The organism is Collinsella sp. AF25-2LB, assembly GCF_003458415.1.
Classification (GTDB): domain Bacteria; phylum Actinomycetota; class Coriobacteriia; order Coriobacteriales; family Coriobacteriaceae; genus Collinsella.
Genome location: NZ_QRUF01000005.1, coordinates 110,627 through 130,670 on the forward strand (window position 1 = coordinate 110,627; position 20,044 = coordinate 130,670).

Annotated in this window: 22 protein-coding genes and 1 tRNA gene; 6 read left to right on the forward strand and 17 right to left on the reverse strand. The window is 63.5% G+C overall.

Annotation, left to right across the window (positions count from 1 at the left end; genetic code table 11):
* Nucleotides 1-192: 192 nt before the first annotated feature.
* Genes DWY51_RS03905 through DWY51_RS03915 form a run of 3 tightly spaced genes read left to right on the forward strand, consistent with a single transcriptional unit; the run spans nucleotide 193 to nucleotide 2,818 of the window.
* Complete coding sequence (locus DWY51_RS03905; RefSeq protein WP_117769939.1) at nucleotides 193-735, forward strand: DUF4342 domain-containing protein; 543 nt, start codon at nucleotides 193-195, stop codon at nucleotides 733-735.
* 18 nt (nucleotides 736-753) lie between these two features.
* Complete coding sequence (locus tag DWY51_RS03910; protein WP_117629962.1) at nucleotides 754-1,539, forward strand: response regulator transcription factor; 786 nt, start codon at nucleotides 754-756, stop codon at nucleotides 1,537-1,539.
* Nucleotides 1,523-2,818 (forward strand): cell wall metabolism sensor histidine kinase WalK, encoded by a 1,296-nt coding sequence (locus tag DWY51_RS03915; RefSeq protein ID WP_117769940.1) that lies wholly within the window; start codon nucleotides 1,523-1,525, stop codon nucleotides 2,816-2,818. Before DWY51_RS03910 ends, DWY51_RS03915 begins: the two co-directional genes overlap by 17 nt.
* Nucleotides 2,819-3,112: 294 nt before the next feature.
* Here the strand turns inward: DWY51_RS03915 and DWY51_RS03920 are convergent, their stop codons facing one another.
* On the reverse strand, nucleotides 3,113-3,487 hold the full coding sequence (locus DWY51_RS03920; RefSeq protein WP_117769941.1) for a VOC family protein: 375 nt from the start codon (nucleotides 3,485-3,487) through the stop codon (nucleotides 3,113-3,115).
* 11 nt (nucleotides 3,488-3,498) lie between these two features.
* Complete coding sequence (locus DWY51_RS03925) at nucleotides 3,499-3,786, reverse strand: PTS sugar transporter subunit IIB (RefSeq protein ID WP_006235903.1); 288 nt, start codon at nucleotides 3,784-3,786, stop codon at nucleotides 3,499-3,501.
* 163 nt (nucleotides 3,787-3,949) lie between these two features.
* Here DWY51_RS03925 and DWY51_RS03930 point away from each other — a divergent pair, with 163 nt between their 5' ends.
* Nucleotides 3,950-4,573: a hypothetical protein gene (locus DWY51_RS03930; RefSeq protein WP_117746837.1), complete on the forward strand. Its 624-nt coding sequence runs from the start codon at nucleotides 3,950-3,952 to the stop codon at nucleotides 4,571-4,573.
* 31 nt (nucleotides 4,574-4,604) lie between these two features.
* Nucleotides 4,605-4,689, forward strand: a tRNA-Leu gene (locus DWY51_RS03935).
* A 281-nt stretch (nucleotides 4,690-4,970) separates the two neighbouring features.
* On the opposite strand, the gene DWY51_RS03940 is transcribed toward DWY51_RS03935, so the two are convergent.
* The 6 genes from DWY51_RS03940 to larC form a co-directional block, all read right to left on the reverse strand.
* Complete coding sequence (locus DWY51_RS03940; protein WP_117769942.1) at nucleotides 4,971-5,972, reverse strand: hypothetical protein; 1,002 nt, start codon at nucleotides 5,970-5,972, stop codon at nucleotides 4,971-4,973.
* A 20-nt stretch (nucleotides 5,973-5,992) separates the two neighbouring features.
* On the reverse strand, nucleotides 5,993-6,754 hold the full coding sequence (locus DWY51_RS09635) for a septum formation initiator family protein (protein WP_229025880.1): 762 nt from the start codon (nucleotides 6,752-6,754) through the stop codon (nucleotides 5,993-5,995).
* A gap of 195 nt (nucleotides 6,755-6,949) precedes the next feature.
* A complete protein-coding gene (gene eno / locus DWY51_RS03950) occupies nucleotides 6,950-8,239 on the reverse strand; it encodes a phosphopyruvate hydratase (RefSeq protein WP_117769943.1) in 1,290 nt (429 codons plus the stop codon).
* A gap of 189 nt (nucleotides 8,240-8,428) precedes the next feature.
* A complete protein-coding gene (mazG, locus tag DWY51_RS03955) occupies nucleotides 8,429-9,289 on the reverse strand; it encodes a nucleoside triphosphate pyrophosphohydrolase (protein ID WP_117769944.1) in 861 nt (286 codons plus the stop codon).
* 2 nt (nucleotides 9,290-9,291) lie between these two features.
* Nucleotides 9,292-9,840 (reverse strand): phosphodiesterase, encoded by a 549-nt coding sequence (yfcE, locus tag DWY51_RS03960; protein ID WP_117769945.1) that lies wholly within the window; start codon nucleotides 9,838-9,840, stop codon nucleotides 9,292-9,294.
* A gap of 73 nt (nucleotides 9,841-9,913) precedes the next feature.
* Nucleotides 9,914-10,399 carry a nickel insertion protein gene (gene larC, locus DWY51_RS03965; protein ID WP_117769946.1) on the reverse strand — a complete coding sequence of 162 codons (486 nt, stop codon included), beginning with the start codon at nucleotides 10,397-10,399 and terminating at the stop codon, nucleotides 9,914-9,916.
* Between the two features lie 319 nt (nucleotides 10,400-10,718).
* On the opposite strand from larC, the gene DWY51_RS03970 reads away from it, so the two are divergent.
* Nucleotides 10,719-11,630: a PHP domain-containing protein gene (locus tag DWY51_RS03970; protein WP_117769947.1), complete on the forward strand. Its 912-nt coding sequence runs from the start codon at nucleotides 10,719-10,721 to the stop codon at nucleotides 11,628-11,630.
* Between the two features lie 147 nt (nucleotides 11,631-11,777).
* Here DWY51_RS03970 and hisE read toward each other — a convergent pair whose 3' ends face one another.
* The 9 genes from hisE to hisG all read right to left on the reverse strand — a co-directional run bounded on the left by hisE (nucleotide 11,778) and on the right by hisG (nucleotide 19,741).
* Nucleotides 11,778-12,095 (reverse strand): phosphoribosyl-ATP diphosphatase, encoded by a 318-nt coding sequence (gene hisE / locus DWY51_RS03975; RefSeq protein WP_006235893.1) that lies wholly within the window; start codon nucleotides 12,093-12,095, stop codon nucleotides 11,778-11,780.
* Between the two features lie 45 nt (nucleotides 12,096-12,140).
* Complete coding sequence (gene hisI, locus DWY51_RS03980; protein ID WP_369832480.1) at nucleotides 12,141-12,461, reverse strand: phosphoribosyl-AMP cyclohydrolase; 321 nt, start codon at nucleotides 12,459-12,461, stop codon at nucleotides 12,141-12,143.
* Nucleotides 12,462-12,470: 9 nt separating this feature from the next.
* Nucleotides 12,471-13,253 (reverse strand): imidazole glycerol phosphate synthase subunit HisF, encoded by a 783-nt coding sequence (hisF, locus tag DWY51_RS03985; protein WP_117769949.1) that lies wholly within the window; start codon nucleotides 13,251-13,253, stop codon nucleotides 12,471-12,473.
* Between the two features lie 3 nt (nucleotides 13,254-13,256).
* Nucleotides 13,257-14,000 (reverse strand): HisA/HisF-related TIM barrel protein, encoded by a 744-nt coding sequence (locus DWY51_RS03990; protein WP_117769950.1) that lies wholly within the window; start codon nucleotides 13,998-14,000, stop codon nucleotides 13,257-13,259.
* Nucleotides 13,997-14,698, reverse strand: a complete 702-nt coding sequence (locus tag DWY51_RS03995; protein ID WP_117769951.1) for an imidazole glycerol phosphate synthase subunit HisH — start codon at nucleotides 14,696-14,698, stop codon at nucleotides 13,997-13,999. The genes DWY51_RS03990 and DWY51_RS03995 overlap by 4 nt, the downstream gene beginning before the upstream one ends.
* An 80-nt stretch (nucleotides 14,699-14,778) precedes the next feature.
* On the reverse strand, nucleotides 14,779-15,366 hold the full coding sequence (gene hisB / locus DWY51_RS04000; RefSeq protein ID WP_117769952.1) for an imidazoleglycerol-phosphate dehydratase HisB: 588 nt from the start codon (nucleotides 15,364-15,366) through the stop codon (nucleotides 14,779-14,781).
* A complete protein-coding gene (hisC, locus tag DWY51_RS04005) occupies nucleotides 15,367-16,482 on the reverse strand; it encodes a histidinol-phosphate transaminase (protein WP_197032780.1) in 1,116 nt (371 codons plus the stop codon).
* A gap of 1 nt (nucleotide 16,483) precedes the next feature.
* Nucleotides 16,484-17,920 (reverse strand): histidinol dehydrogenase, encoded by a 1,437-nt coding sequence (hisD, locus tag DWY51_RS04010; protein WP_117769954.1) that lies wholly within the window; start codon nucleotides 17,918-17,920, stop codon nucleotides 16,484-16,486.
* 105 nt (nucleotides 17,921-18,025) lie between these two features.
* Nucleotides 18,026-19,741 carry an ATP phosphoribosyltransferase gene (gene hisG, locus DWY51_RS04015; RefSeq protein ID WP_117769955.1) on the reverse strand — a complete coding sequence of 572 codons (1,716 nt, stop codon included), beginning with the start codon at nucleotides 19,739-19,741 and terminating at the stop codon, nucleotides 18,026-18,028.
* Nucleotides 19,742-20,044 lie beyond the last annotated feature (303 nt).

A 20,044-nucleotide genomic window follows, 5' to 3' on the forward strand; every position in this document is an offset into this window, starting at 1 on the left:
CTAATACTTTTCCCACTGCCACCCAAAAACTCATCCAACATTAATCTTGGCTCAAGAATCGCTTAATCTATAACCTGCACTATAGAGTTCGACCAAGGGCGGGGCGGCGCCGCGCGACGCAGGCCGCCGAACGCAACGCTCGCGCCCGGGCAGATCGCCTGGCGTCGCGCCCATCGAACGAAAGGACAGGTCATGGACGACCTCGAAAAAGTTGAAACCATCCGCACCAAGTGCAACGTGAGTTACACCGATGCCAAGGCGGCGCTCGACGCTGCCGACGGCAACGTTTTGGATGCCATCATTTGGCTCGAGTCGCAGGGCAAGACCCAGACCACGTCGGCGCATGCCGCCACCGAGTCCGCGCCAGTCGATGAGCCCTCTGCCGAGATGGTCGCCGCGCAGGTCGCTTACGAAAAGTCGAGCGAAAAGACCGACTTCTCCAAGAAGATGGACGGCGTGTGGGAGTACCTCAAAAAGCTCTTCCGCCTGAGTCTGGACACCAAGTTTATCGCCACGCGCCGCGATGCGATCATCCTCAACATCCCCATCCTGATCCCCATCGTCGCGCTGTTTGCCTGGGGCGCCACGATATGGCTGATGCTGATTGGCCTGTTCTTTGGCATGCGCTACCGCATCGACAGCGACGGCGACGTGCCCGGCAGCATCAACAACCTTATGGATAGCGCTGCTAACGCCGCGGACGACATCAAGCAAAATCTCAACGACGACAAGTAATCGCAGACGGGGGCACGCATGGCACGGATCCTGATCGTAGAGGACGAGGAGAAAATCGCCCGCTTTGTGACGCTCGAGCTGGAGCACGAGGGCTACCAGGTGGAACACGCCGCCGATGGCCGCACTGCCGTGGACCTGGCGCTGGAGCGCGACTACGATCTGATTCTGCTCGACGTGCTGTTGCCGCAGCTCAACGGCATGGAGGTCTTGCGGCGTGTCCGCAAGCACAAGGATGTGCCGGTGATTATGGTCACCGCGCGCGATGCCGTGATGGACAAAGTGGCCGGGCTCGATGCCGGCGCCGACGATTACCTGACCAAGCCATTTGCGATTGAGGAGCTGTTCGCACGGATCCGCGTGGCACTGAAGCGCTCGGAAGCCGTGCGAGCGGCTTCGGGCGTTGGCGGCGCCAGCGCCGGGGCTGGCGTAGCGAGCGGCACGGCCGCCGGTATCGCCACAATGTCCCCGGCAACCGACACGGCCCAGACCGCTGCCGCGCCCTCCCCCGCCGCGCTCACCGTGGGTTCGGTCGCGCTCGATCCCGACCGCCGCGAAGTCACGGTCGGCGGCTCGCCCATCGCGCTCACGGCCCGCGAGTTCGACGTCCTCGCCCTGCTTATGACGCATGCCGAAACCGTACTCACGCGCGAGCGCATCGCGCACGAGGCGCTGGGCTACGAATACGTGGGCGACACCAACAACGTCGACGTGCACATCGCGCACCTGCGCGCCAAGATCGAAGACGCCGGCGGTGCCCGCATCATCCAAACCGTGCGCGGGGTGGGCTATGTCTGCCGCGCGTAACGCCGAGACCAAGCGCGTCACCTCCATCGCCCGTGCCATCAACTGGAGCTACATGTGGCGCCGCCTGGCGAGCTACATCTGGCTCGACCTGTGGCTGCTGGTTGCTGCGGCGGCGATCCTCATCTATGGCTATAACCAAACGCTGCCCGACGGCGCGTTTACCGCGGGATGGATCCCCGGTGCCGCCGTCCACGGCATGTCGCTGACGCCCGCGCACGGCTGGGACCCCGCCACGCTCACCTATACCGTCGAGCTTGCGCGCACCACCAAGACCTTCCCCCTCGCGCAGGACCTCATCGCGCTGTGGCCCCTCTATCTTGTCGTTGCAGGTGGGCAGGTCATCAGCGTGCTCAACATGCTCGGCGGCGCCCGCCGCGTGCGCCGCACCATGGCACCGCTCAACGACCTGGCCCTGCGCGTAGACGAGCTCAGCCGTATGCAGCTCTCCGGCGGCAAGATGGAAACGCTGGAGCAGGCCATCGAGCGCGCAAGCGTCGACTCGCCGAGCGTCACCACCGGCGACGCCGACCTGGCGAGCATCGAGGTCGCGCTCAACCGCCTGCTGCGCCAGATGCAAGAGGCAAAGCTGCAGCAGATGCGCTTTGTCAACGATGCAAGCCACGAGCTACGAACGCCCATCGCGGTGATTCAGGGTTACGTAAACATGCTCGACCGCTGGGGCAAAGATGACCCGGACGTGCTGGCGGAATCCATCGCGTCCCTCAAGGCCGAAAGCGAGCATATGCAGGAGCTCGTGGAGCAGCTGCTGTTTTTGGCGCGCGGCGATGCCGGGCGCACGGTCCTGCGGCGTGCGCATACCAACCTGGCCGCACTGGTCGGCGAGGTATGCGAGGAATCGCAGATGATCGATACCGAGCACACGTATCGGCTGGCGTACGACACCACGCTTGCCAACGACCCGCGCTGCGACGCATCTGTCGACGTGGCGCTCGTGAAGCAGGCTCTGCGCGTGATCGTGCAGAACGCCGCCAAGTATTCGAACGCGGGAACGACCGTCACATTTGGCATAACGACCGATGCGGGCATGGGCACGATCGACATAGCCGTTGAGGACGAGGGTATCGGCATGAACCAGGAATCCGCAGCTCACGCGTTTGAACGGTTCTACCGCGCCGACAACGCACGCGATGCCGGCGCGCAGGGCTCGGGTCTGGGGCTTGCCATTGCCAAGTGGATCGTCGATAGCCATGGTGGTGTCATTGGCGTGACCTCAGTCGAGGGCGTCGGCAGCCGCTTTACGATTCGCCTGCCGCGGTAGGGGCACCCGCGCGAATCAAGGTCTAATACTTTTCCGAGAAGTGAACGCCTGTTTTTGGACCCCCGAACCATCCGCATTTTTTGGCCGCAAAATCGCAGGATTCCAGCATCGAAACCGCAGGAAACGGCATCCTCAAAGTGTCGATGCTTCAGGGGTCCGATTCTGCTCGTTCACTTCTCGGAAAAATATTAGACCTGGATTTTATGGCCCTTTCAGAAGGTCGTCCCCTCGGCATAAAAAAGGGATAGGGCCAGGCGGCTCTATCCCTTTTTGCTAGCTATAGCAGCTTGTGCGCTACTCGCGGCACAGGTGCACGGCGAAGCCGGCGAACTCGCGCTTAAAGTACACGAGCTTGGTGCCGCCGTCGGGCAGCAGCACGCGCGACTCCTCGTTGACCTCGAGCCCGCGCTCGGCAAACCACTTCTCCGCCGCATCGATGTCGTTGACGGCAAAGCCGATGTGGCCCTTGGCGCCACGACCGTTCTGCTTCATGATCTCGACCAGCGAATCGTTAAAGTACGAAACGGGGGTCTCGATAACGGGCAGGCCCATCATCGTCGAGAACAGCTCCGCAATCTCCAGGGCGTCTGCCGGGTCGGCAGCGTTAATGCCCACATGGGCGACGCGCATGCCAAAGAGCTCGACCGGATTGGCGTTCTGCTCACTCATACAGTCAGCGCCTACTGAGCCATGACGTCGAGGACGGCCTTCTCGGCAGCGACGCGGTTCATGCCGGTCATGAAGGGCACGCCGCTCACGTACGGGCAGGTGAGGCCCTCGGGGGCAACGGTGGTGGCGATCAGCAGGTCAGCACCCTCATCGCAGTAATCCTTGGCCTCGGAGATGGCGCACTGCACGATCTCATACTTGTCGGCGTAACCGTTGGCGTCGAGCAGGGTGGCGACCTTCTGGGCAACGAGCGTGGAAGTAGCAGCGCCAGCACCGCAAGCCAAAACGATCTTCTTCATAGGTAATGTCTCCCTTCATGGTTTACTTTAGGTAAGTGTACCGCAGCGAGCGATGGCACTCGGCCTCGATGAGCTTTTATGCCAGTTTGCTTTCGCGCTGCGTATAATACATCTAGTACATGTTGTCATACCGCTCGCTTTATGAGCGACTAAGGACCCTAATATGCCCGATTCTCGCACACTCTGGACCGCCGTCGTTATCATCTGCATCGCCGTGTCGGTGTTCTTTAGCGTCAAAAAACGCACCACGTTTAAACGCCTGCAGCAGCTCATGGCCGCCAAGCAGTGGGACGAGTTCGATCGTTTGCTCGACGGCAAACTCACCAGCATGCTGTACCCGCGCTACAACCGCGACTACCTGCGCCTGAACTCCTATCTGCTGCGCGAGGACCATAAGCGCGCCGACGAGATGTTCGACCTGCTGCTGGGACTCAACCTGCCCAAGATGCAGCGTGTCGACCTGGTCATTAAGGCCTTTAACTACTACGTTGGCCAGGAGGACCGCAAAAAGTCCAAGGAGCTGCTGCACGAGATCAAGGGCTTTGAGGGCGGTCAGGCCGAGGCAGTCGCACACGAGTGCCAGCTGATGTACGACACGATGATCCTCAAGCGCCACAACGATATTCCCGAGCTGGAGCGCATGCTCAAGGAGGCCGGTGACGACAAGGTCAAGAGCTGCCGCCTGGAATACCTGCTGGCCCTGCAGTACCAAAACAAGGGTGACGAAGCCAAGTTCCAGGAGTTCCTGGAGAAGTCGGGCCAACACTCGATGGCCGTCAACGCGTAACGGACGGCTTGTGCTAGACTTCTAGTCTCACGGGGGCGTGGCGGAATTGGCATACGCAGGAGACTTAAAATCTCTCGCCGCAAGGATTGTGGGTTCGAGTCCCACCGCCCCTACCATATGGAGCTTTCGGGCCCGTGTCCCCCAGGGATGCGGGCCCGTTTTATTTGGACGCCGCTGGGGCTCGAACCCGCGAGGGGGCGAGCGTCAAGCGGACGCGCAGCGTCCGCAGCGAGCCGGCGAGGGCGCCGGCAGGCGACCGAAGCCGGTGCGGATTTGCGCAGCAAATACGCGGACGTCCCACCGCCCCTACCATATGGAGCTTTCGAGCCCGTGTCCCCAAGGGATGCGGGCTCGTTTCTTTTGGACGCCGGTGGGGCTCTAAGTTGCAGTGGAATAGTTAAAGGGCGCTAAGGCTGGGGGTCCAGCCGATGGTGGGGATGGCGCCGTCGAGAACCTCGTTGATGGTAGCGGCCATGCCGGCGAGCAGGCTGTTCTCGCTTACGGTGAGCGTGTCGTAGCCGCCGGCTCGCATGAGCTCGCGAATCACCACGGCACCTGCCAAGATCACGCCCGCGCGCTTGGGTTGCACGCCCGGCAACGCGGCGATGCCCGCAACATCCAGCGCGGACATGCGCTCGATAGCGGCCGAAACCTGCTCCAGCGAAAGCTCGCGCAGGTGCACAAAGCTCGAATCATACGGCTCCAGCTCGTGGACCAGAGCCACCAGCGTAGTCACCGTGCCGCCCACTGCGACCAAGCGTTCGGCGCGCTCAAAGTCGACAGGCAGACTCTCAAAGTAGCCCGCAAACTGCTCGTTTGCCCATGCGGCAGCGGCAGCAAGCTCGCCGTCCGCAGGCGGCAGCGCCGAGAAAAACCGCTCCGTCACACGGCGGCAGCCAATGTCCAGCGAGCGCGTCCCTTCTAGCGCAAAGACGCCACGCTCCGGCGCATAGACGCCCGTCGCGAGCTCCGTGGATCCGCCACCCGAATCGGCAACAATAATGCGCTCGCCGGCAAAGTCGTGCGCCACGCCAAAAAACGTCAGGCGTGCCTCGACCTCGCCCGGAATCACCTGCGGTTCGAGCCCCAGCTCGCGCAGGCCGTCCAGCAGCAGGGCGGCATTGGACGCATCGCGCGCGGCGCTCGTGCATGTGGTGCAGATGCACGCGGCCCCAAAGGCACGTGCCTCGTCCACAAACATGCGGCATGCGGCGAGCACGCGCTCAACGGCCGCCTCGCAAAAGCGGCCCGTCGCGTCCACGCCCTCGCCCAAGTCGGTGATCTCGGTATGCTTGGACGATTCCACGATCGCCCCGGCCTCGACCTGCGCTAACACCAGTCGCGACGACACTGTTCCCAGGTCAATCGCGGCTACCTTATAGCGTTTGCAATCTGCCATTGCAGGCTCCCCTCCGGGCGCTATTTGCCGTTGGACACGACCGTCTGGCCCTCGACGCCGTTAAATCCAAACAGCATATCGAGCGTCTGGATGTACCACGGCGCGTCCTTGCCGACCTCTTCGATCTCTTTGGCGACTTCGCTGGCCTTCTTGGCGTTCGAGGACTTTTTGCTCGACGACGAGTCCGAATCGTCGTCCAGGCCCAGCACGTCAATCTTGGTCTCGCCGGGCATCACCAGGCCCAGGTCCTCGGTCGCCGCGTCCTTAATGCCCTCCTCTGAGAGCAGCTTGTCGACGCTTTTCTGCAGCTCGTCGTTGTACTGCTGGCGAATCTCGACCTGCTTGGCCAAGATATCGCTCGAGCGTTTGGCAACGTAGAGGTCGCGCACGGGAAAGTACAGGCTCACGAGCACCAGGGCGACGACAATACCGATAAACAGCCCTCGCTGAGGACCGTGGGTAAAGTCGTAAATTGCCTTGACCGCTGCGTTGTCGTTGGCGTAGTGCATAAAGTCCGAGCCGGAAAGACGGCTTGAGGGACGGCGCGGCTTGTCGGACGCCTGGGTCGAAGGGCGCGACGCATGCTTGGAACGCGATGGGCGCACCGGACTATCCGAGGAACTATTTGGCTGAGCATTGGGATGCGAAGTCGCCGGCGAGCTATACCTGGAGCGATCAGCACCAGCATAACCAGACCCGCCAAGCTGTGCGGTACGCGCACGACGAGGCGACGGCTCGCGCGAACCGGCGGAATAATACCTGTTGTCGTAAATCTGATCCATGTGCGCCTTGTGCGGTTGAGGTTTGTTTGCGCTAAGTCCTTTAGTTATAGCACGAGCGCCCGCACCGCCTTCGCCAGCCTTTGCTCGACATAAAAAAGGCGCTGAGCCGTATGGCCCAGCGCCCATAGTTCTTTGCGGCATCCAGCCAAGACGGGGAGGAACCGAGTCAGCCTCCCCCTCGCCAAATTCGCCCGTTTAGCGAATGTTGTAGAACGCGGCCTTACCGGCGTAGCGCGCGCTGCCCTCGAGCTCGTCCTCGATGCGGATGAGCTGGTTGTACTTGGCAATACGGTCGCTGCGGCACGGGGCGCCCGACTTGATCTGGCCGGCGTTAACACCCACGACCAGGTCGGCGATCGTGGAGTCCTCGGTCTCGCCGGAACGGTGGCTCACGATGCAAGCGTAGCCGGCCTCCTTGGCGGTCTCGATAGCCTCGAGCGACTCGGTGAGCGTGCCGATCTGGTTGACCTTGACCAGAATCGCGTTGGCGGCGCCCAGCTCGATACCCTTCTTAAGGCGCTCGGTGTTGGTAACGAACAGGTCGTCGCCTACGAGCTGCACCTTGTTGCCAATGCGGCGGGTGAGCTCGACCCAGCCGTCCCAGTCCTCCTCTGCCATACCATCCTCGATGGAGATGATGGGATAGGTGTCGACAAGCTTCTCCCAGTAATCGACCATCTGGGCGCTCGTGTACTCAACGCCCTCGCCCTTGAGCTCGTACATGCCGGTCTCGGCGTTGTAGAACTCGGTCGATGCCGGATCCATGGCGTACATGAAGTCGACGCCGGGCTTAAAGCCAGCCTTCTCCACGGCCTTGGTAATGTACTCGAACGGCTCGGCGTTGGTCTTGAGATTGGGCGCGAAGCCGCCCTCGTCGCCCACGCCGCCGCCCAGGCCGGCCTCGTGCAACACGCCCTTGAGGGTGTGGTAGACCTCGGCGCACCAGCGCAGGCCCTCGGCAAAGCTCGGAGCACCCACGGGCATGATCATGAACTCCTGGAAGTCAACGTTGTTGTCGGCATGCACGCCGCCGTTGAGGATGTTCATCATGGGCGTGGGCAGCAGGTGGGCGTTGACGCCGCCCAGGTACTGGTACAGCGACAGGCCCGCCGACTCGGCAGCGGCGCGGGCAACGGCCAGCGACACGCCCAGGATGGCGTTGGCGCCGAGCTTGGTTTTGTTGGGCGTACCGTCGGCGGCAATCAGTGCGGCATCGACGGCGCGCTGGTCGAAGGCATCGAGGCCCACGACGGCATCGGCGCACTCGTTGTTGACGTGCTCGACGGCCTGCGAGACGCCCTTGCCCAGGTAGCGACCCTTGTCGCCGTCGCGCAACTCGCATGCCTCAAAGGCGCCGGTCGAAGCGCCCGAAGGCACCATCGCGCGACCGAAGCTGCCGTCCTCGAGCACGACCTCGACCTCTACGGTGGGGTTGCCGCGGCTGTCGAGCACCTCGCGACCGTAGACGTCCAAAATATCGCTCATGTTGTCTCCCTCTCACTTGGAAACGTAGTGGATGCAAGCGACCGGCTGACCGTGCACCATCGGTGCGTCTCCGTAAGTTAGCCATGTCGCACTTTTTGCATTATGCCCTAAGTTAGCCGAGGGATACACTTGATTTTCGAAAAATTTAGCGGGAACGATGAGGCATGTCAGCCCGTCGTTCCCGCAGTCTTACTCCTCCGCCTTTGCGGCATCCCACAGGTCGTTGAGGTCGTGGGTCGAAAGCTCGGCAAGATCCACGTGGGCGTCGGACGCCATCTGCTCCATCGCGGCCCAGCGACGGCGGAACTTTGCCGTGCTGGCGCGCAGGGCGCTCTCGGCGTCGATCCCCTCTTTGCGCGCGACGTTGACCAGGGCAAAGAGCAGATCGCCAAACTCCATTTCGCGCTCGGGCGAGCCAGGGGCCTCGGCCTCAAACTCGGCACGCTCCTCGGCAACCTCGTCCCACACGTCCTGGACCGTCTCCCACTCAAAGCCTACGGCGGCCGCCTTGCGTGACACCTTCTGCGCCTGCATCAACGCCGGCAGATGCGTGGGCACGCCATCGAGCAGACCCTCGGGCGCGGCCTCGCCCGCCGCCACGGCCTTGTCCTTGGCGGCTTTCTCGGCAAGCTTGACCTCGTCCCAAATCTTGAGCACCTCGTCGGAGCTCTCGGCATCCGCATCGCCAAACACGTGCGGGTGGCGGCGAATGAGCTTGGCGTCGATATCGCGCGCCACGTCGGCCAGCGTAAACTCGCCGGCGTCGGCAGCAATCTGCGCATGCAGCACGACCTGCATGAGCACGTCACCCAGTTCCTCGCGCAGGTGAACCGCGTCGTCCGCCTCGATGCAGTCGAGCGCCTCGTAGGCCTCCTCGATCATGTTCTTGCCGATGCTGCGGTGCGTCTGCTCGCGGTCCCACGGGCAGCCATCGGGCTGACGCAGACGCCAGATGGTCTGCACCAGATGCTGCAGCTCGGCCGACGCGTCTATCAGCGTGGGCAGATCGCGCGAGCCCTCGGCATTTTGCTGAGCCATATGCTGCGCCATGGTTAGTCCTCCTCCAGGATCACGTGGCGGAACGCGCCGCCCTCGTAGATGCCGTAGCTGTGCGAGCCGTCCTTGGGGATGCTCACGCTGCCGGGGTTGAAGAGCCACAGGCCCGGGTGCGCGGCGCTTTCCTCGTTGACCTTGATGTGCGTGTGGCCGTAGACGAGCGCGGAGCCCTCGGGCAGCGCGGGCGCGTGGTCGACGCTGTTGTGCATGCCGGCGCCAAAGACATAGCCGTGCGTCAGGAACAGCTCGCGGCCGGTCTCGTCAAACAGCGTGGCGTAGTCGGCCATGACGGGGAAGTCGAGGACCATCTGGTCGACCTCAGCGTCGCAGTTGCCGCGCACCGCGATGATGCGGTCGGCTAGGGCGTTGAGCAGCGGAATCACGCGCTTGGGAGCATAGTCGCGCGGCAGGTCGTTGCGCGGACCGTGATAAAGCAGGTCGCCCAGCAGGACGATGCGGTCGGGCTGCTCGGACTCAATGGCGGCGCAGAGGCGCTCGGTCCAGTATGCCGAGCCGTGGATGTCGGAAGCGATGAGGTATTTCATGGGGAGATCCTTTCGAATGGGGTTGATGGGGGCTGAATACGGGATCCGGCGGATGCGGAGCCCATCTACCGTGTTACTCGAATCGCAGTGCCGCGCTCTGAGCCGCCTGCATCACGCGTTGGAGCGGCACGCCATGTTCGCGGGCAAGACGGGCGCAATCCTCGTACTCGGGAGCCGCGCGCTCGCTGCCGTCGGGCAGGGTCGCCACCTTAACGGATACCTCGCCCCATGGCGTCGTTACGCGCTCAAAGCGGCGTGGCAGGCAAACGCGTTCCATCACCTGGCGACGAATGGCGTTGGTCGTGGTCTCCAAAAAGATAATCGTCTGCAAGCGCTCGATATCATCGTGCGAGCAGATTACCTGCAGCTGCCAGCCGGGGCGGCCCTTTTTGCAGTAAAGCGGCAACCAATGCACCTCGCGGGCGCCGGCCTTGCGCAGGCAATCGGCAGCGTAGGCAAGCACCTCGGGCGACGCATCATCGATGTCGCACTCCAGTTTGACGATAGTTTCGGGCGCATCAGTCTCGCGAGACAGCGGGGATGTGCTATCGCATTGCATACGGTCTGGATCCTTTCCGCGCGGGCTCGTTTTGTTCACCCAAACGCTAGCACATCGCAGGCTGCGCGAGTGTGACGGCGCGTGATGAGCGCGATTTTCCTTGTCGACAAGAAACCGACACTCCACCGCCCCGGCCAAACATGTACATCAGCCTCCAAACATGTCATTATTTGCAGCTTTTGGAGGCTGATGTACATGTATTGGAGCAAGCGAGGCCGCGCCGCGCAGCCTTTCCAATCGATTTCGAGCTCCGGCGCGCGGCGTGTTGAGAGCTGCAACATTACAATGGAGCGGATTCGCCAAATGCAAAGGAGTCGCCATGTCTGCCTGCCCGCTGGTCGATTGCCATACCCACACCTCGTTCTCGGACGGCCATGCCTCGTTTGAAGACAACGTTCGCGCCGCTGCTGCGGCCGGCTGCCGCGTCATGGTCTCGGCCGACCATCTCACACTGCCCGCCAGCATGGATGCCAACTGCGAAGTGCAGGTTACTGAGGGCGACCTGCCGGCACATCGTCTGGCTTTTGAGGATGCCCGCAAGCTTGCCGCGCAAATCGCGCCGGAGCTCGAGCTTATCTATGGCTTTGAATGCGATTGGTACGAGGGCTGCGAGCCTTTGGTTGAGCGCTGGTCCCAGGACGCCGTCGTACGCCTGGGCAGCGTGCATTGGATTGGCAACCCAGGCGATATCATGGCCGGTGCCGCGGGTACGGCGGGAACGGAAAACGTCGCTCGCCCCGATACACCCGATTCCCTTTGCGGCTGGATCGATGATGACACCAACCTGCATGTTTGGGAAAACCTGGGGGTACACGGCGTGTGGGAGCGCTACGTCGACGACTGGTGCCGCGCTTGCGAAAGCTCACTCAACTTTGACGTAATGGCCCATCCCGACCTGGTCATGCGCTTTTCGAAGGAAGGCTTTGCGCCCGACTTAGACCCCGCACCGTTTTGGCAGCAGATGGCCGAGTGCGCGCACGATACAGGCCGCCGCGTTGAGGTCTCGACCGCCGCACCGCGCAAGGGCCTCGAAGACTACTATCCCGCGACCGGATTGCTGCGCCGCTTTGCCCACGCCGAGGTGCCGATCACTTTTGGCTCGGACGCACACCGCGCCTGCGACATTTGCTGGAACATCCGTGAGGCCCAGGCACACGCCTACGACTGTGGCTACCGAGCCTTCGACGTCCCCCACCCCACCGGCGAATGGGAATCCACACCCCTCGCCTAGCCATCCCTTCATAAGTTGCGGTGGAATAGGGATTGTTTTGCCTGATGAAGCGCTTAAACAGTCCCTATTTCACCGCAACTTCCATGACCCCGTTACACCAACAAAGACTGTCCCAAACGACTAGTCGTTTAAGAACGTCCCCAATGACTAGTGGCGGCGGGCGTTGAGTTCGCCGGCCAACTCGTCGAGGGTGATGCCGTAGCGCTCAAGCGTCACGAGCAAGTGGTAGACCAGGTCGCCGGCCTCGTAGCGGATGTGATCGTGATCGTTATCCTTGCAGGCCATGATCACCTCGCTTGCCTCCTCGGCAAGCTTCTTGAGCAGCTCGTCCTCGACGTCGGTCAGCAGACGCGCGGTATAGCTCTCCTGCGGCGATGCATCACGACGACCGTGAATCACCTCGGCCAGACCTGTCAGCGTCTCACCGATATTTCCATCCTGAACGTTTGCGGTGCGCACACCCATGGTTCAATCCTTTCTGGTGGCCGAGCGTCTAATCGAGCGCCCGCCCTACGCGAGTTTCTTAAAGAAACAGGTACGGTTGCCGGTATGGCAGGCCGGGCCCGGCGAGTCGACCTTGACCAGCAGCGTATCGCTATCGCAGTCGGCCCAAAGCTCCTTGACCGCCTGCATGTTGCCGCTCGTCGCGCCCTTGTTCCAGAGCTCCTGGCGGCTGCGGCTCCAAAACCACGTGGTACCGGTCTTGAGCGTAAGCCCCACCGACTCCTCGTTCATCCAAGCAACCATAAGCACCTCGCCGGTGTCGTACTGCTGAACCACACAAGGAATCAGCCCACGGGCGTCGTATTTAAGCTCGGACGCAGTTGCCACTTGCTCCATTTAAAAATCCAATCTCACGGGAATACCTTGAGAGGCCATATACTCCTTCACCTGGCGAATGCTGAACGTCCCAAAGTGAAAGACGCTGGCCGCCAGCACGGCATCAGCCTCGCCCTCGATCACGCCCTCGGCAAAATGTTCGAGCGTGCCCACGCCGCCGCTCGCAATCACCGGAATCGGCACCGCGCGCGCCACGGCGCGGGTGAGCGCCAGGTCAAAGCCAGCCTTGGTGCCGTCGCGGTCCATGCTGGTCAGCAGGATCTCGCCGGCGCCGCGGCGAGCCGCCTCCTCGGCCCACGCCACCGCGTCGATGCCCGTGGCGTTGCGGCCTCCCGCGGTAAAGACCTCCCACTTGTCGGCACCGGATGCGCCGGGCAAACCAACGCGCTTGGCATCGATCGCCACGACCACGGCCTGGCTGCCAAACGCCGCGGCAGCCTGGCTGATCAGCGACGGGTCACGCACGGCGGCAGAGTTGAGCGACACCTTATCGGCACCGGCGGCAACCATGGTCCGCATGCCCGCCAAGTCGCGGAAACCGCCACCCACGGTATAGGGAATAGCGAGCTCCTCGGCCGCATGCGCCGCCATCTCGATAGTCGTCGCACGGTTGTCGCTCGTGGCGGTAATGTCCAGGAAGACGACCTCGTCCGCACCCTCGCGGTCATAGGCACGCGCCAGCTCCACCGGATCACCCGCATCGCGTAAGCTCACAAAGTTGACGCCCTTGACCACACGGCCGTCCTTGACGTCCAGGCAGGGAATCACACGTTTGGTAAGCATGGACTACTCCTCCCCTCGGGCGGCGGCCAGCGCCTGTACCAGCGTAAAGTTGCCCTCGTAGAGCGCGCGACCGGTAATAGCACCTTCAATCGCGCCCTCACCCACTGCGGCCAGCGCACGGATGTCGTCGAGCGTCGAGATGCCACCCGATGCCACGACGGGAAAGCCCGCGACCTCGGCCACATGGCGATACGCCGCCACATCGATGCCCGTCTGCATGCCGTCACGCGCGATGTCGGTGTAGACCAGGTGCTTAAAACCCAGCTCGGTGAGCTGTGCCACGGCATCGTCGAGTGCCACGCCCGCGCCATCACGCCAGCCGTTCACCTTGACCTGGCCGTCGTATGCGGCAATGTCGGCCACCAACAGCTCGCCAAAACCTTTGGCTGCCACCTCGGCAAAACCCGGCTCGGTCACCAGCACGGTGCCCAGCGCAATGCGGCGCGCACCGTAGCCGGCCAACTCGTCGATGCGCGCGAGCGAGCGGACGCCGCCGCCCACGTCCACGGACAGACCGTTGACGCCGCAGATGGCCTTAATCGCCGCCGAGTTGGCAGCGCATGTGTCCTCGTCCTCGCCAAAGGCAGCGGACAGGTCGACGACGTGCACCCAGCTTGCGCCCTGCTCGGCAAACGAGCGAGCAACGGCCACGGGGTCGTCGGAATATACCTTGCAGCGGCTGCGGTCGCCACGCTCCAGGCGCACGACCTTGCCGCCGATCAGATCGATTGCGGGAAACAGGATCATCGGCCAGCCTCCTCGACGATGTTGACGAAGTTCTTAAGGATGCGCTGACCCAGCGCGGAGGATTTCTCGGGATGGAACTGGCAGCCCCACACGTTGCCATGGCGCACGATGCACGGGAAGCTCCGCGTATAGTGCGTGCGCGCCAGCACATCGGCGGCATCGGCGTCGTCGGCCACCGCGTAGCTGTGGGTAAAGTACATGTTGGCACCCTCGGCAAAACCAGCAAGCAGCGGATCGGCCGCGCCGGCGGGCGTCATGTGCACCTGGTCCCAGCCCACGTGCGGCACCTTCAGGCGGCTCGACTCCAAGCGTGTGCACGAGCCGCGCATAATACCCAGGCCATCGACCCAGGGACCGCCAGCCTGCTCGGAGGCATCGTCGTCCGCGTCCGCGCCTTCGTCCGCCGGCACGCCCTCGTTGCCGCGCTCAAAAAATAGCTGAAGGCCCAGGCAGATGCCGAGCAGCGGAGTTCCGGCGGCAACGGCGTCGAGCACGGCCGCCGCCTCGCCGCTTTGGCGCATAAAGACAATCGCGTCATAGAACGCGCCCACGCCCGGGATGACCAGGCCGTCGGCGTTGCGGATCTGCTCCGGATCGTCCGACGTGCAGGCGGCGGCACCGGCGCGCGCAAGCCCGCGCACAACGCTCGACAAGTTGCCCTTGTGGTAGTCGACCACCACAATCTTCGGTTCGCCCACGCGACCCTCCCTTTTCCCATCATCCAAAACCACCACAAAGGGGACAGGCACCTTCGTGGTGGTTTTTACCCTTGTGGCGGTTACAGTGAACCCTTGGTGCTGGGGATGCCCTGCACGCGAGGGTCCAGCTCACAGGCTTGGCGCATCGTGCGGCCCACGGCCTTAAAGGCGGCCTCGATAATGTGATGCGAGTTGCCGCCCGCCAGTTCGCGCACGTGCAGAGTGAGCTTGGCGTCGCGCGCAAAGGCGTAGAAGAACTCGACGGCCAGCTCGGTATCGAAGCTGCCCACGCGCTCAGTCGGTACGGGCAGCTCGCAGTAGGCCTGCCCACGGCCCGAAATATCAACGGCAGCCATCACAAGCGTCTCGTCCATGGCGATCGCCGCGTCGGCAAAGCGCGTAATGCCCACCTTGTCGCCCAGCGCCTGGCGAAACGCCTCGCCCAGTACAATACCCGTGTCCTCGACGGTGTGATGCGCATCGACCTCGACGTCGCCCACCGCGTGCACCGTCAGATCGAACAGACCATGGCGGCCAAAAGCGTTGAGCATGTGGTCGAAAAACGGCACGCCGGTCGAGATATCGCACACGCCAGATCCGTCCAGGTCGAGCTTTACGACAATGTCGGTCTCGCCCGTCTTGCGGGTTACCTCGGCATAGCGGTCCATCTACATCTCCTCCTTCACCAGCGCGGCAAACGCTGCCAGTACCTCGTCGTTTTCCTGCGGGGTGCCCACGGTAATGCGCAGGCAGTCCGCGAGCCCCGGCGCGTAGCTAAAGTCGCGCACCAAAATCGAATACTCGTCGCGCAGACGCTCGCGCACGCGCGTGGCATGCGGCGTGCGCACGAGCACAAAGTTCGCCGCGCTCGGCCACGCCTCCACGGGCAGACCCTCGGCAGCCATTGCGCGTAGGGCGCACAGCTCGCGCTCGCGCTCAGATGCAACCTGTGCCACCACGGGTGCGTACGCATCGCGGGCACGTACGCAGGCAAGCGCGGCGGCCTGGCTTAGCACGTTAACCGAGTAGATTTGGCGAATCGCCGCAAACACATCGATGACCTCGGGCGCCGCGATCACATAGCCCAGACGCGTGCCGGCGGCGCCAAACGCCTTGGACAGCGTATGCAGAATCACCAGGTTGGGATGCTCGGCGATAAGCCCCTGCGCCGTGGTGGCCGCGCCAAACGAATCGTCCGCAAACTCAACGTAGGCCTCGTCGACCATGACCATGCCGGGGCACGCATCGCACAGGGCCGCGACAAAGTCGAGCGGTGCCACATCGCCCGTGGGATTGTTGGGCGAGGTCACGATGGCCAGGTTGCACTCCGGCGCCACGGCGAGCACAGCCGCTTGGTCGAGCTCAAAGGTTACCGGATCGCGCCACACATCGCGCACCTCGGTCTGACAAAGCGACGCAAAGAACGCGTACTCGCTAAAGCACGGCGGGCAGTTGAGCAAGGTCCGTCCCGCGCCGCCAAACGCCAGCAGGTAGTTATAGAGCAACTCGTCGCCGCCGTTGCCCACGCAGATATTCTCGCGAGCCACGCCATGCCAAGCGGCAAGCTCGTCGCGCAGGTCGTTGGACATGGGATCGGGGTAGCGGTTGAGCGGCGTAGCAGCCAAGGCCGCATCAACCGCCTTGCGCACGACAGCGGGCACGGGATAGGTGTTCTCGTTGGCCGAAAGATTGATGCGCGTGGGCGTAAAGTTGGGATCATAGGGCTCAATGCCGGCCAGGTAGGGCTGGACGAGCTCCTTCATGCGCGGCGTGAGTTCGGCCATGTTAGGCCTCCTCGCCGGTCGCGCCAACGCCATCCGCGCCCGCAGCCGCCAGGTCAACGCCCTCGGCAACCGTCGCCACGGCGTCACCCGGCCAAGCGACCTTGGTCAGGTCGGCCGCGGCCAGAGACTCGGCACTCACGGCATCCTCGCCCTGCTCCAGCACACGGCGACGCAGGGCGGCGGATAGCGCGTGCGCCCACAGGCCCTCGGCCTCGGCCAGACGCTGTGTGGCGGGAGCGTCGGAGAGCAGGCCCTCGGGCGTATAGCAAATGACGCTCGAGCGCTTAACGAACTCTTCGACCGAAAGCGGGTTGGAGAACATGGCCGTGCCGCCGGTCGGCAGCGTGTGGTTGGGGCCGGCAACATAATCGCCGAGCGGCTCGGAGCTCCAGGCGCCCACAAAGATGGCGCCGGCGTTGCGAATGCCGCCGAGCAGGCCCATCGCATCCTTGCAGTGCAGCTCCAGGTGCTCGGGCGCCACGGTGTTCACGGCCTCGACGGCGGCAGCCATATCGGCGGCCACCACGATGGTGCCTTCGTTGTCGAGCGAGGCGCGCGTGATCTCGGCACGCGGCGACTGCGCCACCAGAATGTCGATACCAGCCTCGACCTCGCGCGCAAACTGCTCGTCGCAAGTCACCAGATAGCAGGCTGCCAGCGGATCGTGCTCGGCCTGGGCCATCAGGTCTGCCGCGACCACCATGGGCTTGGCCGTGGCATCGGCCAGTACGCAGACCTCGGAGGGGCCAGCGACCATGTCGATTCCCACGTCGCCCGAGACAATCTGCTTGGCCGCGGCGACAAAGGCGTTGCCCGGACCGGTGATTTTATCGACACGCGGAATGGTCTCGGTACCGTATGCCAGCGCGGCCACGGCCTGGGCGCCGCCCACCATATAGATTTCGTCCACGCCGCCGAGCTTTGCCGCGGCGAGCGTGTAGGGGCTGATCAGGCCGTCTTTTTGCGGCGGGGTCACCATAACCACGCGCTTGACGCCGGCAACCTTGGCGGGAATGGCGTTCATGAGCACCGTGGAGGGATACTGCGCGCGACCGCCCGGCACATAGATGCCAGCCGCCGCGAACGGGGTCACCTTAACGCCGAGCATCGTGCCGTCCGGGCGCGTGGTAAACCAGCTCTGTTCGACCTCGCGCTGGTGGAACTCGCGAATCTGGCGCGCGGCCTTCTCGAGCGCGGCGACAAAGGCCGGATCGAGGCCTTCGAGCGCGGCATCGATCTGCTCTTGCGGCAGACGGAAGCTCTGCAGCTCAACGCCGTCAAAACGCCGACAGTAGTCGCGCACCGCGGCATCGCCATTGGCGCGCACGTTGGCCACGATATCGCGGGCGGCGTCGACGATGTTTTGCGGCAGCACGCCCTTACGGTTGAGCTGGTTGGTAACGAGGCGCTCACCGGGAGCAAGTTTGATGGTCTTCATATCGGTATCCCCTATCGGTCGAGGTTATGTTCGAAAAACGAGAGACCGGGCGGCGGCGCCAATCGGCCCGCAGCCCGTACGTTGGGGCGCCCGTGCGCGCTCGCGCTATTGTGCCGAGCCCGCGACGGGCTCAAAATGCTTGTCCTTAACGGCCGCGGCCAGGCGATCTGCCAGATTGCGTACGCGCGGATCAAGGCGCGCGGCACCCGGGTTGACAAAGAAGCGGGCCGTGCAGTCCATGATGCGACCGGTGATGACCAGGTCGTTGTCGCGCAGCGTGGCGCCCGTGGCGGTAATATCCACGATGCGATCGGTCATGCCGACGATGGGGCCCAGCTCGATGTTGCCGTGCAGCGAAACGATGTCGGCGTTCACGCCGCGCTCGGCATACCAGGCACTCGCGATGCGCGGATACTTGGTTGCCACGCGAAGCGACCCGCGGCGAGCATAGTTGCGCTCGGCCTGACCGGCGCGCCATGCGGGCTCCGCCTCGATAAAGGTGCACAGGCCATAGCCCAGGTCGACCAGCTGCAGCAGGTTGAGGTCTGCCTCGATAAGCGAATCCCAGCCGCAGATGCCGCAATCGGCACCGCCACAGCCCACAAAAGCAGGCGCGTCGCTGGGGCGCACGATGACAAACTCGATATCGCCGACCGCGCCCTCGCCGACACGCGTGTCGCGGCCGCGCACGATCAGGTGACGGCCGGGGTCACGCAGCTCAGAGACGTCCAAGCCCGCGGCCTCGAGCACGTCGAGCGTGTCGGCCTTGAGCGAGCCCTTGGGCACGGCGATGCGCAGCGGACCCTCGGCGCCGCGACCCACGGCGTGATCGCCGTCGGAAGCGGCGTCCTCGGCCGAGGTGCGCGCGGCCTCCAGACGCTCGAGCGAAAAGGCAAAACCCGCCGCCGGTACCTCGATGCCGTCGCCAAATGCGCCGGTAAAGATGGAGTCGTAGCGTCCGCCCGAACCGACCGGATCGGGCAGGCCGCCGGCATAAGCCTTAAAGACCAGGCCCGTGTAGTAATCGAAAGAGTTCATGATGGAGAAGTCGAACGACAGCACCTGGGCGTCCTCGGGTGCCAGGCCCTCAACCAGGGCACGCAGCTCGCGCGTCAGCGGCGCGACGATACCGGCGGCCTCCAGCAGCGCGTCCACGCGGTCGAGTACCTCGGCACCGCCGTGCAGACGCGGCAGCTCGCTAATGGCGGCCTTGACGGCATCGGACTCGGTGCTTGCCGCCACGCGGGCATCGAGGCCCACAAAGTCGTTGGCGTGCACGCAGCGCAGGGCCTCGGCAGCCAGCTCGCGATCCTCGCACGCCGCGAGCAGTTCCTTAAACGGACGCACGCTACCTGCGATAATGCGTGCATCGGGCAGCGCCAGCTTGCGCACCGCCTCGGCCACGAGCGAGACAATCTCGACATCGCCCGCGGTATCGCCCGCACCGATAAGCTCAAAGCCCAGCTGTGTAAACTGGCGCGAGCCGCCGGCATTGCGCTGGCACTCGCGAACCACCGGCGCCTCGTAGCGAAGGCGCAGGGGCAGGTCGGCCGCGCGCATGCGAGTCGAAACCAGGCGAACGATCGGCAGCGTGTTGTCGGGACGGACCACCAGCAGGCGACCGTCGTCATCAAAGAGCTTAAACGGCGTATCCGCGATGCGGCCGCCTTCCTCGAGCGAACCCTTGTCCTCGAGTAGCGGCGTCTCGACCGGCAGGTAATGATGCTCCCTAAAGCAGCCCTTCACCGTCAGCGCGATCTCCTCGCGCGCCTGAGCCTCCTCGGGCAATATGTCCCGGAATCCCCACGGTGTGGCCGTCATCTGGTGAGCCTCCTCATGCTGTGTTTCATATAGAACGAAAGACCGGCATAGCTCCGCCGGTCTTCTGGGTACTTTAGCATACTAGAGTGTTTGCGGGGAGAATCGTCCTCCTCGGCTCACACCGTATTCATTTGGAAACATAGGGCAAGCGGTTAGCAGCAGTCTCTTGTCACAACGCAAAAAGGGCGCCCGCGCAATTGCGGACGCCCTTGTGCAGGGTCGAGATATCAACCAGCCAAGATATCGGACCCGTGACCAGCTCTTAGTAGTCGAACTGGTGGTAGTAGCGGCGGTACTTGAGGT

What these genes read in the sequence shown, in the direction of transcription:
- DWY51_RS03925 (WP_006235903.1), bottom strand. Translation starts at nt 3,786, where the DNA reads ATGAAGAAGATCGTTTTGGCTTGCGGTGCTGGCGCTGCTACTTCCACG.
- DWY51_RS03930 (WP_117746837.1), top strand. Translation starts at nt 3,950, where the DNA reads ATGCCCGATTCTCGCACACTCTGGACCGCCGTCGTTATCATCTGCATC.
- yfcE (WP_117769945.1), bottom strand. Translation starts at nt 9,840, where the DNA reads ATGAAATACCTCATCGCTTCCGACATCCACGGCTCGGCATACTGGACC.
- DWY51_RS03920 (WP_117769941.1), bottom strand. Translation starts at nt 3,487, where the DNA reads ATGAGTGAGCAGAACGCCAATCCGGTCGAGCTCTTTGGCATGCGCGTC.
- DWY51_RS03910 (WP_117629962.1), top strand. Translation starts at nt 754, where the DNA reads ATGGCACGGATCCTGATCGTAGAGGACGAGGAGAAAATCGCCCGCTTT.
- mazG (WP_117769944.1), bottom strand. Translation starts at nt 9,289, where the DNA reads ATGGCGCAGCATATGGCTCAGCAAAATGCCGAGGGCTCGCGCGATCTG.
- hisD (WP_117769954.1), bottom strand. Translation starts at nt 17,920, where the DNA reads ATGAAGACCATCAAACTTGCTCCCGGTGAGCGCCTCGTTACCAACCAG.
- DWY51_RS03940 (WP_117769942.1), bottom strand. Translation starts at nt 5,972, where the DNA reads ATGGCAGATTGCAAACGCTATAAGGTAGCCGCGATTGACCTGGGAACA.
- hisE (WP_006235893.1), bottom strand. Translation starts at nt 12,095, where the DNA reads ATGGGTGTGCGCACCGCAAACGTTCAGGATGGAAATATCGGTGAGACG.
- eno (WP_117769943.1), bottom strand. Translation starts at nt 8,239, where the DNA reads ATGAGCGATATTTTGGACGTCTACGGTCGCGAGGTGCTCGACAGCCGC.
- DWY51_RS09635 (WP_229025880.1), bottom strand. Translation starts at nt 6,754, where the DNA reads ATGGATCAGATTTACGACAACAGGTATTATTCCGCCGGTTCGCGCGAG.
- DWY51_RS03905 (WP_117769939.1), top strand. Translation starts at nt 193, where the DNA reads ATGGACGACCTCGAAAAAGTTGAAACCATCCGCACCAAGTGCAACGTG.
- DWY51_RS03990 (WP_117769950.1), bottom strand. Translation starts at nt 14,000, where the DNA reads ATGATCCTGTTTCCCGCAATCGATCTGATCGGCGGCAAGGTCGTGCGC.
- hisF (WP_117769949.1), bottom strand. Translation starts at nt 13,253, where the DNA reads ATGCTTACCAAACGTGTGATTCCCTGCCTGGACGTCAAGGACGGCCGT.
- hisC (WP_197032780.1), bottom strand. Translation starts at nt 16,482, where the DNA reads ATGGCCGAACTCACGCCGCGCATGAAGGAGCTCGTCCAGCCCTACCTG.
- DWY51_RS03970 (WP_117769947.1), top strand. Translation starts at nt 10,719, where the DNA reads ATGTCTGCCTGCCCGCTGGTCGATTGCCATACCCACACCTCGTTCTCG.
- hisB (WP_117769952.1), bottom strand. Translation starts at nt 15,366, where the DNA reads ATGGACCGCTATGCCGAGGTAACCCGCAAGACGGGCGAGACCGACATT.
- larC (WP_117769946.1), bottom strand. Translation starts at nt 10,399, where the DNA reads ATGCAATGCGATAGCACATCCCCGCTGTCTCGCGAGACTGATGCGCCC.
- DWY51_RS03915 (WP_117769940.1), top strand. Translation starts at nt 1,523, where the DNA reads ATGTCTGCCGCGCGTAACGCCGAGACCAAGCGCGTCACCTCCATCGCC.
- hisG (WP_117769955.1), bottom strand. Translation starts at nt 19,741, where the DNA reads ATGACGGCCACACCGTGGGGATTCCGGGACATATTGCCCGAGGAGGCT.